The 12,987-nt window shown below is 39.0% G+C and carries 15 protein-coding genes and 1 rRNA gene; 14 read left to right on the top strand and 2 right to left on the bottom strand.

From position 1 onward, the window contains the following. Positions 1 to 103: 103 nt before the first annotated feature. The 11 genes from MKX37_RS00805 (at position 104) to MKX37_RS00855 (ending at position 8,377) form a co-directional block, all read left to right on the top strand. Entirely contained in the window at positions 104 to 1,048 is a 945-nt protein-coding gene (locus MKX37_RS00805) for a DNA-directed RNA polymerase subunit alpha (protein WP_002009743.1), read from the top strand. Between the two features lie 35 nt (positions 1,049 to 1,083). Beyond that, complete coding sequence (gene rplQ / locus MKX37_RS00810; RefSeq protein ID WP_000331490.1) at positions 1,084 to 1,446, top strand: 50S ribosomal protein L17; 363 nt, start codon at positions 1,084 to 1,086, stop codon at positions 1,444 to 1,446. 104 nt (positions 1,447 to 1,550) lie between these two features. Then, positions 1,551 to 2,393, top strand: a complete 843-nt coding sequence (locus MKX37_RS00815; RefSeq protein ID WP_078422334.1) for an energy-coupling factor ABC transporter ATP-binding protein — start codon at positions 1,551 to 1,553, stop codon at positions 2,391 to 2,393. Next, positions 2,369 to 3,250 (top strand): energy-coupling factor ABC transporter ATP-binding protein, encoded by an 882-nt coding sequence (locus MKX37_RS00820; protein ID WP_002124690.1) that lies wholly within the window; start codon positions 2,369 to 2,371, stop codon positions 3,248 to 3,250. Before MKX37_RS00815 ends, MKX37_RS00820 begins: the two co-directional genes overlap by 25 nt. Beyond that, the gene (locus tag MKX37_RS00825) at positions 3,238 to 4,032 is read left to right on the top strand and encodes an energy-coupling factor transporter transmembrane component T family protein (protein ID WP_002124692.1); all 795 of its coding nucleotides are present in this window, start codon (positions 3,238 to 3,240) and stop codon (positions 4,030 to 4,032) included. Before MKX37_RS00820 ends, MKX37_RS00825 begins: the two co-directional genes overlap by 13 nt. 14 nt (positions 4,033 to 4,046) lie before the next feature. Continuing rightward, entirely contained in the window at positions 4,047 to 4,790 is a 744-nt protein-coding gene (gene truA / locus MKX37_RS00830; protein WP_002169325.1) for a tRNA pseudouridine(38-40) synthase TruA, read from the top strand. Between the two features lie 152 nt (positions 4,791 to 4,942). Continuing rightward, entirely contained in the window at positions 4,943 to 5,380 is a 438-nt protein-coding gene (gene rplM, locus MKX37_RS00835) for a 50S ribosomal protein L13 (protein ID WP_002029337.1), read from the top strand. A 21-nt stretch (positions 5,381 to 5,401) separates the two neighbouring features. After that, entirely contained in the window at positions 5,402 to 5,794 is a 393-nt protein-coding gene (gene rpsI, locus MKX37_RS00840; protein WP_002009728.1) for a 30S ribosomal protein S9, read from the top strand. A gap of 162 nt (positions 5,795 to 5,956) precedes the next feature. Continuing rightward, entirely contained in the window at positions 5,957 to 6,385 is a 429-nt protein-coding gene (locus MKX37_RS00845; protein WP_002029335.1) for a DUF2521 family protein, read from the top strand. A gap of 66 nt (positions 6,386 to 6,451) precedes the next feature. Next, complete coding sequence (gene cwlD / locus MKX37_RS00850) at positions 6,452 to 7,165, top strand: N-acetylmuramoyl-L-alanine amidase CwlD (protein WP_002009721.1); 714 nt, start codon at positions 6,452 to 6,454, stop codon at positions 7,163 to 7,165. Between the two features lie 144 nt (positions 7,166 to 7,309). Next, complete coding sequence (locus MKX37_RS00855) at positions 7,310 to 8,377, top strand: Mrp/NBP35 family ATP-binding protein (protein WP_002009718.1); 1,068 nt, start codon at positions 7,310 to 7,312, stop codon at positions 8,375 to 8,377. A gap of 53 nt (positions 8,378 to 8,430) precedes the next feature. Here MKX37_RS00855 and gerD read toward each other — a convergent pair whose 3' ends face one another. Continuing rightward, positions 8,431 to 9,045, bottom strand: coding sequence for a spore germination lipoprotein GerD (gene gerD, locus MKX37_RS00860; RefSeq protein WP_002009716.1), 615 nt, complete (start codon positions 9,043 to 9,045; stop codon positions 8,431 to 8,433). 139 nt (positions 9,046 to 9,184) lie between these two features. Between gerD and kbaA the strand changes: the two genes are divergently transcribed. Then, positions 9,185 to 9,796 carry a KinB signaling pathway activation protein KbaA gene (kbaA, locus tag MKX37_RS00865; protein ID WP_002124701.1) on the top strand — a complete coding sequence of 204 codons (612 nt, stop codon included), beginning with the start codon at positions 9,185 to 9,187 and terminating at the stop codon, positions 9,794 to 9,796. Positions 9,797 to 9,920: 124 nt separating this feature from the next. On the opposite strand, the gene pdaB is transcribed toward kbaA, so the two are convergent. Further along, complete coding sequence (gene pdaB, locus MKX37_RS00870; protein WP_002091556.1) at positions 9,921 to 10,685, bottom strand: polysaccharide deacetylase family sporulation protein PdaB; 765 nt, start codon at positions 10,683 to 10,685, stop codon at positions 9,921 to 9,923. Between the two features lie 192 nt (positions 10,686 to 10,877). Between pdaB and MKX37_RS00875 the strand changes: the two genes are divergently transcribed. After that, on the top strand, positions 10,878 to 11,096 hold the full coding sequence (locus MKX37_RS00875) for a hypothetical protein (protein ID WP_033708173.1): 219 nt from the start codon (positions 10,878 to 10,880) through the stop codon (positions 11,094 to 11,096). A 224-nt stretch (positions 11,097 to 11,320) separates the two neighbouring features. After that, positions 11,321 to 12,872: ribosomal RNA gene (locus MKX37_RS00880) — 16S ribosomal RNA — on the top strand. Positions 12,873 to 12,987: the final 115 nt, after the last annotated feature.

Below are 12,987 nucleotides of genomic sequence, written 5' to 3' on the forward strand. Positions count from 1 at the left end.
TTGTTGTGCACAATCGGGAACTGCCTAAGGGGGACTTTCGGTTAAACAGAGGTTCTTCCTTTGTTTAACCGGGGTTTCGACGTTTTGAAGGAGGGTTTAGTTAATGATTGAAATCGAAAAACCGAAAATCGAAACGGTTGAACTTAACGAAGATGCTAAGTATGGCAAATTCGTGATTGAACCGCTTGAGCGTGGATATGGTACTACTTTGGGTAACTCCTTACGTCGTATTCTTTTATCCTCACTCCCTGGTGCCGCTGTAACTGCTATCCAAATCGATGGCGTTTTACACGAATTTTCAACAGTTGAGGGCGTAGTAGAAGACGTTACGACGATGATCTTAAACTTGAAAAAGTTAGCTCTTAAAATCTACTCTGAAGAAGAGAAGACGTTGGAAATCGATGTACAGGGCGAAGGTATTGTCACAGCTGCTGATATTACTCACGATAGTGATGTTGAAATCTTAAATCCAGATTTACACATTGCGACGTTAGCAAAAAATGCGCATTTCCGCATGCGTTTAACTGCAAAGCGTGGCCGTGGGTATACGCCAGCTGATGCAAATAAAAGCGAAGATCAACCAATAGGAGTAATTCCTATTGATTCTATTTATACTCCAGTATCACGTGTGACTTACCAAGTGGAAAAGACACGTGTCGGACAAGTGGCTAATTATGATAAGCTTACGCTTGATGTATGGACGGATGGAAGCATCGGGCCAAAAGAAGCTATCTCTTTAGGTGCCAAAATCTTAACTGAGCATTTAAATATCTTTGTTGGTTTAACTGACGAAGCACAAAATGCTGAGATTATGGTCGAGAAGGAAGAAGATCAAAAAGAAAAAGTTCTTGAGATGACTATCGAAGAACTAGATCTTTCTGTTCGTTCTTATAATTGCCTAAAACGTGCAGGAATTAATACTGTACAAGAGCTTGCGAACAAAACAGAAGAAGATATGATGAAAGTTCGTAACTTAGGACGTAAATCCTTAGAAGAAGTTAAACATAAACTTGAGGAATTAGGTTTAGGTTTACGTAAAGACGACTGAGGATTTAAACCCATCAACAAAGGAGGGAACTACGAATGGCATACAGAAAATTAGGCCGTACAAGTGCGCAACGTAAAGCTATGTTACGTGATTTAGCTACTGATTTAATTATCAACGAGCGCATCCAAACGACAGAAACTCGTGCAAAAGAACTTCGTTCTGTAGTGGAAAAAATGATCACTTTAGGTAAACGCGGAGATCTTCATGCTCGTCGTCAAGCAGCAGCTTTCATCCGTAATGAGGTTGCTAACGCTGAGACTGGTCAAGATGCACTTCAAAAATTATTCGCTGATGTAGCTCCACGCTATGCTGAGCGCCAAGGCGGATACACTCGTATTGCAAAAATTGGTCCACGTCGCGGAGACGCAGCACCAATGGTAATTATCGAGTTAGTATAATGATGATTAAAAGGGCAGGACAGTTCTTTTCAAGTAACTGGTCATGGCCCTTTTTTTTTAAGTATAAAAATAGGCTAACTTGACGAAAGAAAGGGTGCCTTGTATTGAAAAAAGAGAAACTTCGGACAGAAAATATATCATTTCAATATCCTGGGACAGCCTCTTATGCATTAAAAGATGTTTCGTTTTCCTTATATGAAGGAGAATGGGTATCTGTTATTGGACAAAATGGTTCAGGGAAGTCTACACTTGCAAAATTATTGAATGGCTTATTTTTACCGGAATCAGGGAAAATTACTTTAAATGATACAATGATTTTATCAGAGGAAACAGTATGGGATGTTCGAAAGCAAATTGGCATGGTATTTCAAAATCCAGATAATCAATTTGTTGGAACGACAGTACAAGATGACGTTGTATTCGGCCTAGAGAACATCGGAATGCCAAGGGAGCAGATGATAGAAAGACTAGAACAAGCTCTGCAACTTGTCCGTATGGAAGATTTTTTAAATGAAGAACCCCATTCGTTATCTGGTGGACAAAAGCAGCGAGTCGCAATAGCAGGTGTTCTAGCACTTCAACCATCTATTTTAATACTAGATGAAGCAACTTCAATGTTAGACCCTCAGGGGAGACGTGAAGTAGTAGAAACGGTCAGACAACTTGTTGATCAAAAGGGTATTACGGTATTATCGATTACGCACGATTTAGAAGAAGCGGCACAGTCAGACCGTATTATTATTTTGAACAAGGGAGAAATATTAGAGGAAGGTACTCCAGAGCAAATTTTCAAATCCTCTCATATGCTCCAAGAGATTGGATTAGATGTACCTTTTTCGGTGAAAATAGCAGAATTATTAAAAAGAAATGAAATTCACTTGCAAAATACGCATCTTACAATGGAAAGCTTGGTGAACGAACTTTGGAGATTACATTCCAAAAAGTAGAACATCGTTATCAATATAAAACTCCATTTGAAAGACGCGCACTTTATGATGTAGACGTGTCGTTTCCAAGTGGGGGCTATTATGCCATTATCGGTCATACTGGTTCAGGTAAGTCGACGATGATTCAACATTTAAATGGTTTATTGCAGCCGACAAATGGTACGGTTCAAATTGGTGAACATTTAATTTCAGCAGGGAAGAAAGAGAAAAAGCTTAAGCCGCTACGAAAAAAAGTAGGGGTTGTCTTTCAGTTTCCAGAACATCAACTATTTGAAGAAACAGTTGAAAAGGACATTTGTTTTGGACCGACTAATTTTGGTGTATCTGAAGAAGAGGCAAAACAAAAGGCGAAAGATGCAATCCAGCTTGTTGGATTGGACATAGAGTTATTAGCACGTTCTCCGTTTGAATTAAGCGGTGGGCAAATGAGGCGTGTTGCAATAGCAGGCGTACTTGCGATGGAACCCGAAGTGCTTGTATTAGATGAACCTACAGCAGGGCTTGATCCAAAAGGACAGCACGAGCTCATGGAGATGTTTTACAATTTGCATAAGGAACAGGGGCTTACAGTCATTCTTGTTACCCATAATATGGAGGATGCCGCTAAGTATGCAGATCAAATAGTGGTCATGCATAAAGGAACGGTCTTTTTGCAAGGAAGAGCAGAGGAAGTATTTTCATATGCTGATGAATTAGAACAAATCGGTGTGGATCTTCCAATGTCTTTAAAGTATAAACGTGCAATTGAAGAGAAGTTTGGTATTTCAATTTCGAAGGCTACCTTATCTTTAGAGGATCTTACTCATGAAGTTGTACAGGTGTTACGAAAAGGTGGTCATGAATCATGCAGCAGTTGATTATTGGGAGATATATTCCAGGTCAGTCACTCATTCATCAACTGGATCCTCGTACGAAGCTGTTGATTGTCTTTTTATATGTATTTGTTGTTTTCTTAGCAAATAATGCGATTTCATATGGATTTTTATTTTTATATGCACTCATTGCTTTATTTTTTGCAAAAGTGCCGATTCGTTATGTACTTTCGGGCTTAAAACCAATTCTGTGGATTTTTCTTTTTACATTTTTCCTGCATATTTTTACAAATAAAGAAGGGGAAGTACTATTCCAGCTTGGTTGGTTTTCGATACATGAAAAAGGATTAGAGCAAGGAATATACATTTCTATACGATTCTTCGTTATTATTTTAATGACGACATTATTAACGTTAACGACGACACCTATTGAAATTACAGATGGGTTGGAGACGTTATTAAAGCCGTTCAAGCGTATAAAAGTTCCTGTTCATGAAATCGCATTAATGATGTCAATTTCACTACGTTTTATCCCGACATTAATGGATGAAACGAGTAAAATTATGAAAGCACAAGCGTCACGTGGCATTGATTTCGCCGGGGGACCGATAAAAGATAGGATGAAAGCTATTATCTCACTACTCGTTCCATTATTTATCAGTGCTTTTAAGCGTGCAGAGGACTTAGCGATTGCGATGGAATCTCGTGGATATAAAAGTGGCGAAGGACGTACTAAATTTAGGCAACTACGCTGGAAAATAAGTGATACAGTAACAATTGTAAGCTTACTTTGTTTAGCTTGTATTTTGGCATGGGTGCGGTCGTAATGGAGAATAGAGAAATGGAAAGAATAAAATGTACAGTTGCATATGATGGCATTCATTTTTGTGGTTACCAAATTCAACCACAGCATCGGACTGTTCAACAAGAAATAGAGAAAGCATTGCAGAAGTTGCATAAAGGAGAACTTGTTCGTGTGCAGGCATCAGGCAGAACGGATTCTACCGTTCACGCCAAAGGACAAGTGATACACTTTGATACACCTTTGTCTCTTGAAGAGTGGCAATGGAGTAATGCTTTAAATACAATGTTGCCGGATGATATTATTATCAGGCAGGTAGAGAAGAAAACAGAAGAATTTCATGCACGTTACGGTGTCGAGAAAAAAGAATATCGCTATCGTGTATTATTATCAAAGACTGCGGATGTATTCCGTAGAAATTATGTATATCAATATCCATATCCACTCGAAATAAACTCTATAAGAAAAGCGATTCCTTATTTTATTGGAACGCATGACTTTACTTCTTTTTGTTCGGCAAAAACTGACAAAAAAGATAAAGTACGAACAATTTATGAAATCGAATTAATTGAGCAAGACGATGAATTAATTTTTCGCTTTGTAGGTAATGGATTTTTATATAATATGGTCAGAATTATTGTTGGTACGTTACTTAGCGTAGGTCAAGGAAAGCTTGATCCGGATAGTATTCCAGAGATTTTAGCGAAACAAAATCGCCAGTTTTCTGGAAAGATGGCTCCAGGTCATGGACTTTACTTATGGCAGGTAAACTATAACAACTAATCCTGGTGTAACATTTGCTTGACATTAGAAACTCAAAAGTATATCATAACATATGGTATTGTTTCTAAAACCACGATTAGCCCCGGAAGGAAATCGTGTTTAAGATAAACAATAGATTTTTTCTATGGAAAAGATAACGAGGAGGGAAACACATGCGTACGACTTTTATGGCAAAAGCTAACGAAGTTGAGCGTAAATGGTATGTGGTTGATGCTGAAGGTCAAACTTTAGGTCGCCTATCTACTGAAGTAGCATCCATTTTACGTGGTAAACACAAACCAACATTTACACCACACGTTGACACGGGTGATCATGTAATTATTATTAACGCTGAGAAAATTCATTTAACAGGTAATAAATTAAACGATAAAATTTACTACCGTCACACTAACCACCCAGGTGGACTTAAGCAAAGAACAGCTCTAGAAATGCGTACAAACTACCCTGTACAAATGTTAGAGCTTGCAATTAAAGGCATGCTTCCAAAAGGACGTTTAGGACGTCAAGTTTCTAAGAAATTAAACGTGTATGCTGGAGCAGAGCATCCACACCAAGCACAACAACCAGAAGTTTACGAACTTCGCGGATAATTAATTAAAGGAGGGCTTACTTTGGCACAGGTTCAATACTATGGCACTGGACGTCGTAAGAGTTCAGTAGCGCGCGTACGCCTAGTTCCAGGCGAAGGACGCGTTATTATTAACGGTCGTGATTTTGAAAACTATATCCCATTTGCTGCATTACGTGAAGTAGTGAAACAACCTCTAGTTGCAACAGAAACTTTAGGTAACTACAATGTACTTGTAAACGTAAATGGTGGTGGATACACTGGTCAAGCTGGTGCTATTCGTCACGGTATTTCTCGCGCTTTATTAAAAGCTGATCCAGAATACCGTCTAACATTAAAACGTGCGGGTCTATTAACTCGTGACGCACGTATGAAAGAGCGTAAAAAATACGGTCTTAAAGGCGCACGTCGTGCACCTCAGTTCTCAAAACGTTAATTTTTGCGAACTACAAACCCCAACCATTTTGGTTGGGGTTTTTTTATGTTTAATTCTTCTTTTGTAATTTTTTTAGCTTGGAATATTTTAGTGCTACCGTCCTACGTATGCTTCTTCTTTAGAAGTTTAGACTAATACGTATTAGGGAGGTTTATAAGTACTATGAATGTCATTGTCAGCTTACAAGAAAAACAAAAAGAAAAGCAGTTAAAATACGAGCGGAAGATGCTGCGAGAATTATCATTAAAAACATTGCGTTTAAATATTCGTGATGCCTTTCAGATGCAAGAACTTCATCGTCAGTATGAAGATTATTGCATTGAACTAGGGATAGAATCTTATTTATTAGGAGCGAGATACAGTAAATTTGGTTATCATGGCGAATCATTCTTTGATGTGAAATATAGGGCTTTAGAAGAAGAACAACAATTAACTGAAACGTTATTTCAATTTTTAACGAGTATGACTATACGTGAAATTAAGTTGCAAGACGAGGAATTGCTTTTTGAATCTTGCCAGCAGTTTATCGGCTTGTGGTGGCAGGAAGGCTATGAAAAAGGCGAAAGAAGATATCGATTAAAGCTACACTAAGACAAGCATAAACTTTCCTCTTGTCCCATATAAGTAATTAGAGGGACTAGCTGGAGGAGGAAAGGTATGAAGAGAATTCGAATTATCTCTTTTGCGCTCGCTGCGGTTGTTTTGTTTTTTTTAGTTAAACAAGAATTTCAAATTACAAAATCGTGGCGAGCTTGGAATTTACCCTTATCAGGGAAAGTGATTGTACTAGATGCTGGGCATGGTGGGCCAGACGGAGGGGCTGTTGGTGGAAAGGATATTGTAGAAAAAGACATTACACTTGAGATTACAAAAAAGGTACAAGATTATTTACAAGAACAAGGTGCTTTAGTTATTTTAACGCGTGAAGGAGATTATGATTTAGCTAATAAAGATACAAAGTCATATAGTAGACGTAAAGCAGAGGATTTAAAAAAGCGTGTTGAGATCATTAATAAGCCTGATGTAGACTTTTTTGCGAGTATTCATTTAAATGCCCTAACTAGTAGTGGATCTAAAGGCGCACAAACGTTCTACTATCGTTCTTCGATTGAAAATGAACGGGCTGCGAAATTTATACAAGCTGAATTGAGAACAAGCTTAGAAAATACGAATCGTTCTGCTAAAACAATTCCTCACGTGTATTTATTGAAGTATGCCAAAACACCAGGTGCTTTAATTGAGGCGGGCTTTTTATCGAATGTGAATGAAAGATATATGTTAAATTCGGAGAAATACCAACAAAAAGTAGCTGCTGCAATATATCGTGGTATATTACGTTATTTTACGGAAAAAGGAAATCCTCCAGAATAAGGAGGATTTTTTCGAGTTTCTCTCGTTAACGAAGTTTTCCGAAAATATGTTATACTGGAAATGTAAACGCATTTATTTTAAAAATAAAGAGAGATAAATTTAATTAACAATACGTTATTTTTCATACAGGGGGCTGGGCTAATTATGGTAACAAAAGAGCAGGTAGTGGAAGCATTGGAAGGGATTGTAGATCCGTTTATACATAAAACGTTAAAAGAAACAAATGCAATTAAAGAGGTGACAGTCAAGCCTGAGAAGGAACATGTAAGTGTTAAAATTGCAATTGTAAAGACGGGTACAGCGGAACAAATGCAGTTGCAGTCTGGAATTGTAAAGTTAGTAAAAGAACTTGGAGCAACAACAGTGGGACTTCGTTTTGCAGAATTTACAGAAGAGGAATTAGCTCAGTTTGCACCACCGCAAGAGGAAGAGAAAAGTGAATCCTTATTATCACCGAATTCAAATACAACATTTTTAGCAGTGGCAAGTGGAAAAGGTGGAGTAGGGAAATCAACTGTTTCTGTTAACCTTGCAATTGCTTTAGCTCGTTTAGGCAAAAAGGTTGGTATCATCGACGCGGATATTTACGGTTTTAGTGTACCGGATATGATGGGTATAGAAAAACGTCCAATCGTAAGAGGTGATAAGATAATACCAGTGGAGCGTCTAGGCGTGAAAGTAATCTCAATGGGATTCTTTGTAGAAGATAACGCACCTGTTATTTGGAGAGGACCGATGCTTGGGAAAATGTTAAATCACTTTTTCACAGAAGTAGAGTGGGGTGATTTAGATTACTTAGTATTGGACCTACCACCAGGTACGGGTGATGTTGCTTTAGATGTACATTCGATGTTGCCGGCTTGTAAAGAGATTATTGTAACAACGCCGCATCCAACAGCGGCATTTGTAGCAGCGCGCGCTGGAGCCATGGCTTTACGTACAGAACATAGTATTCTTGGTGTTGTTGAAAATATGGCATATTTTGAAAGTAAAGCAACTGGTGAAAAAGAGTATGTGTTTGGAAGAGGTGGAGGAGATAAATTGGCTACGGAACTCCAAACGGATATACTTGGCCGAATTCCACTTCAACAACCTGATTGGAATAAAGAGGACTTTGCGCCGTCAGTATATGAAGATACACATACAACGGGTCTCATTTATCGTACGATAGCTGAGACAGTTATTGATAAAACAGCTGTTACACAAAAATAAAGTAGTAATGAGTGGACAATATATACATTGTCCACTCAGTTCTATAATTTTTATTATTGTTCTTTGTTCCCATCTTGAGAACCGCCTTCACCACCTGCGCCTTTCTTATCAGACCCACCTTTTTCGGCTTTTTGTACACCTTTACTAATGATGTCAATCATCTTAGCTTGGAAGAGAGGACTTTCGGCAGTTTCAGTTAGTACTTGCTGTAAATATTGACGATATTCTTTACTCTTCATTGTTTGTAACATAATTTTCTCTACTTCAGGATTTTTCATAATCTCTATAACACCTGATTGGTATTCAGGATCTTTTAGTAAAGTTTTCATTAAGTTTGTTTGTTCTTTTCCCATACTTTTAGCAAATTTCGATGAGAACTCAGGGTCTTTAAAGAGCTTTTCCCAGAATTGTTGCCCTTTTTCAGATACCAGTGCATCTTCAATCGTTTTCTTTACTACTGTTTCATCTAGTATGAGTGCTTGTTTCATTTTTTCATCAGTTAATACATCTTGGATCGCTTTTTTTCCTTGATCGGTTTTTAAAATATCAACAATCATTTTTTTTGTTTGATCATAATCAAGTTCGGATTTTGCTTCTTTTTCTTGTGCACATGCCGCTAGTGCTATAAATAGAAAAGAAGAAATCAAAACGAGCAGCATCCGTTTCATAAGTTGGAGCTCCTTTCAGCAAAGTTCTCTTTTTTTAATATAAATCTCTTTAAGGAATTTATACATTAACATGGCTAGCTTTTTGAAATTGTCATTGTTACAATTTAATTAGAAATATAAGAATAATGGGGGATGTGTTGTGAATAGCCGCAAGTGGGTACGACTATTTTTTACGACGTTGTTTCTTGGTGGGATTAGCACAGTCTTTATTGGTTTTGTTTTAGAGTGGGACAAGTACGCTAAATTTTTTCAAAATTTCGACGGAAAAGAGATTTTAGCAATTTCCTTTTGGTTGATGGGCGTAGGATTTATTTTTAGTGTTATAAGTCAAATGGGGTTCTTTGCGTATTTAACGATCCATCGTTTTGGATTAGGGATGTTTCGGTCATCTTCTTTATGGAATACAGTGCAACTGTTCTTTATTGCGTTCGTATTGTTTGATTTCGTTTATTTAAGGTCAGTACTTGTTGCGAATGGGGAAGTTTCATTAGGGAATAACATACTTGTTGCTGGGATGTTATTTGTGTTTGGGGCAATTGTCGCTTATATAAAGAGTAAAGAAACGAATAAAAAAGCATTCGTTCCCGCTCTGTTCTTTATGGTTGTTGTAACAATTCTTGAATGGGTACCAGCGCTCCGGATTAATGATACTGATTGGTTATATTTAATGGTGATACCACTTTTATTATGTAATTCATATCAGTTACTTGTATTGCATCGTTTAATTGGACAAAAGAGTAAGTCAGCTTAATGAGGAGAGTGGATTTTTAATTATCCAGATTCTTATCGTCTGTAAATGCTAGGATAAAAAAGCTCTGCTATCTTAACAAAAGATAGCAGAGCTTTTTATGTGTGAAGAACCGTGTAGAAAGGAACTACTTAATATCTTCACTTTTTGTACTTGTGTTGGAAATAAGTTGTGATACAGATGTTTGTTCATATCCGTCGCTCTTTAATTTTTGTAAGAGTAATGGTAAAGCCTTATTTGTTTGAAGGGCAGAATCAGAAGCATGTAATAAGACGATATCTCCACCCTTTAAATTGCTAGAGACTGTGGAAATGATTTTATTTACGCCGGGATTTTTCCAGTCATTTGAATTGTTACTCCAATGAACGATGGTGTATCCGAGTGATTCCGCTATTTTAAGAGTTGTTTTGTTAAAATCGCCACTAGGTGGACGTAATAGCTTGACTTGTTTTACGCCAAGTTTCGTAAAAACATCTTGTGCCCGCAAAAGATCTCGTCGTATTTCATTTGCTTCTAGTGAAGTGTAGGATGTGTAATTATAGCCCATACTACCAATCTCATGTCCATCTTTCATGATGCGTTCGACAATATCAGGGTGTCTTTCAGCCCATGCAGCAGAGAGAAAGAAGGTTGCATTCTTAATTTCTCTTTCTTTGAGTGTATTAAGGATTGGAATAGCTTTTTTGTCCCCCCAACTAATGTCAAACGTGAATGCAACTTGTTTTTTTGCAGTGTCCCCTTTGTAAATCACTTTAGGGCCAGTAGCAGTTGAAAAAGCAGATTCATGTGAATATGTTTTTAAAAAGAGTAGCCATGCTGTAAATAAGGAAAGTACGATTATTAAGCTAATGTGTTTAAATGTTCTTTTACTCGTAATAAAAAAGAAAAACATAATATTACGCCCCTTTGTCCAATCCTTTTCAGTTACATATATGCTTTAAATTAAAAAAAGAGAACAAGGGATTAATATCGTAAGTGGTGGATATAATGAGTGATAGAATTTTGTTTTTTGATGATACAGTATTGATAATTGAAAATGAGTGGGCGTTTATCGGTACACGTAAGGAGTTATTGGGGTGATAATTTGCTTGGGATTATGTTGACGAAGGAAGAGAAAAAAGAAATTGAATACATACTGAAGAGAGAGTTAGAGGAACTTTTATTTGATTTTGAAGATGAGCGTATACATAGCGTTGTAAAAAAGGCGATGGAAGAAAGGTATAAAATCATTTTTTGTTTATTTCGGAGAGTTGCTAATAGGGAAGAATGTATTCGTTATGTAAGAAAAAGAATTTTTTATTAAAAAGTGTTGACGCTAAGAGTAAGGATATGATAAATTAATAAACGTCGCTGATGCAGAAACGCAGAAAACGACAAAAAAGAAATTAAAAAACTTAGTTGACATCGAAAAATGAAGATGTTAACATAAGGAAGTCGCAAATGAGCGACTAAGTAGTTCTTTGAAAACTGAACGAAACAAACAACGTGAACGTCAATTTTTATTTTTAGATGCTAGACAAACTAACTTTATTGGAGAGTTTGATCCTGGCTCAGGATGAACGCTGGCGGCGTGCCTAATACATGCAAGTCGAGCGAATGGATTAAGAGCTTGCTCTTATGAAGTTAGCGGCGGACGGGTGAGTAACACGTGGGTAACCTACCCATAAGACTGGGATAACTCCGGGAAACCGGGGCTAATACCGGATAATATTTTGAACTGCATAGTTCGAAATTGAAAGGCGGCTTCGGCTGTCACTTATGGATGGACCCGCGTCGCATTAGCTAGTTGGTGAGGTAACGGCTCACCAAGGCGACGATGCGTAGCCGACCTGAGAGGGTGATCGGCCACACTGGGACTGAGACACGGCCCAGACTCCTACGGGAGGCAGCAGTAGGGAATCTTCCGCAATGGACGAAAGTCTGACGGAGCAACGCCGCGTGAGTGATGAAGGCTTTCGGGTCGTAAAACTCTGTTGTTAGGGAAGAACAAGTGCTAGTTGAATAAGCTGGCACCTTGACGGTACCTAACCAGAAAGCCACGGCTAACTACGTGCCAGCAGCCGCGGTAATACGTAGGTGGCAAGCGTTATCCGGAATTATTGGGCGTAAAGCGCGCGCAGGTGGTTTCTTAAGTCTGATGTGAAAGCCCACGGCTCAACCGTGGAGGGTCATTGGAAACTGGGAGACTTGAGTGCAGAAGAGGAAAGTGGAATTCCATGTGTAGCGGTGAAATGCGTAGAGATATGGAGGAACACCAGTGGCGAAGGCGACTTTCTGGTCTGTAACTGACACTGAGGCGCGAAAGCGTGGGGAGCAAACAGGATTAGATACCCTGGTAGTCCACGCCGTAAACGATGAGTGCTAAGTGTTAGAGGGTTTCCGCCCTTTAGTGCTGAAGTTAACGCATTAAGCACTCCGCCTGGGGAGTACGGCCGCAAGGCTGAAACTCAAAGGAATTGACGGGGGCCCGCACAAGCGGTGGAGCATGTGGTTTAATTCGAAGCAACGCGAAGAACCTTACCAGGTCTTGACATCCTCTGAAAACTCTAGAGATAGAGCTTCTCCTTCGGGAGCAGAGTGACAGGTGGTGCATGGTTGTCGTCAGCTCGTGTCGTGAGATGTTGGGTTAAGTCCCGCAACGAGCGCAACCCTTGATCTTAGTTGCCATCATTAAGTTGGGCACTCTAAGGTGACTGCCGGTGACAAACCGGAGGAAGGTGGGGATGACGTCAAATCATCATGCCCCTTATGACCTGGGCTACACACGTGCTACAATGGACGGTACAAAGAGCTGCAAGACCGCGAGGTGGAGCTAATCTCATAAAACCGTTCTCAGTTCGGATTGTAGGCTGCAACTCGCCTACATGAAGCTGGAATCGCTAGTAATCGCGGATCAGCATGCCGCGGTGAATACGTTCCCGGGCCTTGTACACACCGCCCGTCACACCACGAGAGTTTGTAACACCCGAAGTCGGTGGGGTAACCTTTATGGAGCCAGCCGCCTAAGGTGGGACAGATGATTGGGGTGAAGTCGTAACAAGGTAGCCGTATCGGAAGGTGCGGCTGGATCACCTCCTTTCTATGGAGAATTGATGAACGCAGTTCATCAATAAACGTTGACTTGTTTTGTTTCGTTCAGTTTTGAGAGAACTATCTCTCAAGTTTAAATGTATGTTCTTTGAAAACTAGATAAC

Source organism: Bacillus sp. FSL R5-0709 (assembly GCF_038004785.1).
Classification (GTDB): domain Bacteria; phylum Bacillota; class Bacilli; order Bacillales; family Bacillaceae_G; genus Bacillus_A; species Bacillus_A mycoides.

Excerpts from the sequence above, each read along its gene's own strand:
- cwlD (WP_002009721.1), top strand. The coding sequence starts at position 6,452 with ATGAAGAGAATTCGAATTATCTCTTTTGCGCTCGCTGCGGTTGTTTTG.
- MKX37_RS00845 (WP_002029335.1), top strand. The coding sequence starts at position 5,957 with ATGAATGTCATTGTCAGCTTACAAGAAAAACAAAAAGAAAAGCAGTTA.
- rplM (WP_002029337.1), top strand. The coding sequence starts at position 4,943 with ATGCGTACGACTTTTATGGCAAAAGCTAACGAAGTTGAGCGTAAATGG.
- rplQ (WP_000331490.1), top strand. The coding sequence starts at position 1,084 with ATGGCATACAGAAAATTAGGCCGTACAAGTGCGCAACGTAAAGCTATG.
- gerD (WP_002009716.1), bottom strand. The coding sequence starts at position 9,045 with ATGAAACGGATGCTGCTCGTTTTGATTTCTTCTTTTCTATTTATAGCA.
- MKX37_RS00825 (WP_002124692.1), top strand. The coding sequence starts at position 3,238 with ATGCAGCAGTTGATTATTGGGAGATATATTCCAGGTCAGTCACTCATT.
- MKX37_RS00855 (WP_002009718.1), top strand. The coding sequence starts at position 7,310 with ATGGTAACAAAAGAGCAGGTAGTGGAAGCATTGGAAGGGATTGTAGAT.
- pdaB (WP_002091556.1), bottom strand. The coding sequence starts at position 10,685 with ATGTTTTTCTTTTTTATTACGAGTAAAAGAACATTTAAACACATTAGC.
- truA (WP_002169325.1), top strand. The coding sequence starts at position 4,047 with ATGGAAAGAATAAAATGTACAGTTGCATATGATGGCATTCATTTTTGT.
- MKX37_RS00805 (WP_002009743.1), top strand. The coding sequence starts at position 104 with ATGATTGAAATCGAAAAACCGAAAATCGAAACGGTTGAACTTAACGAA.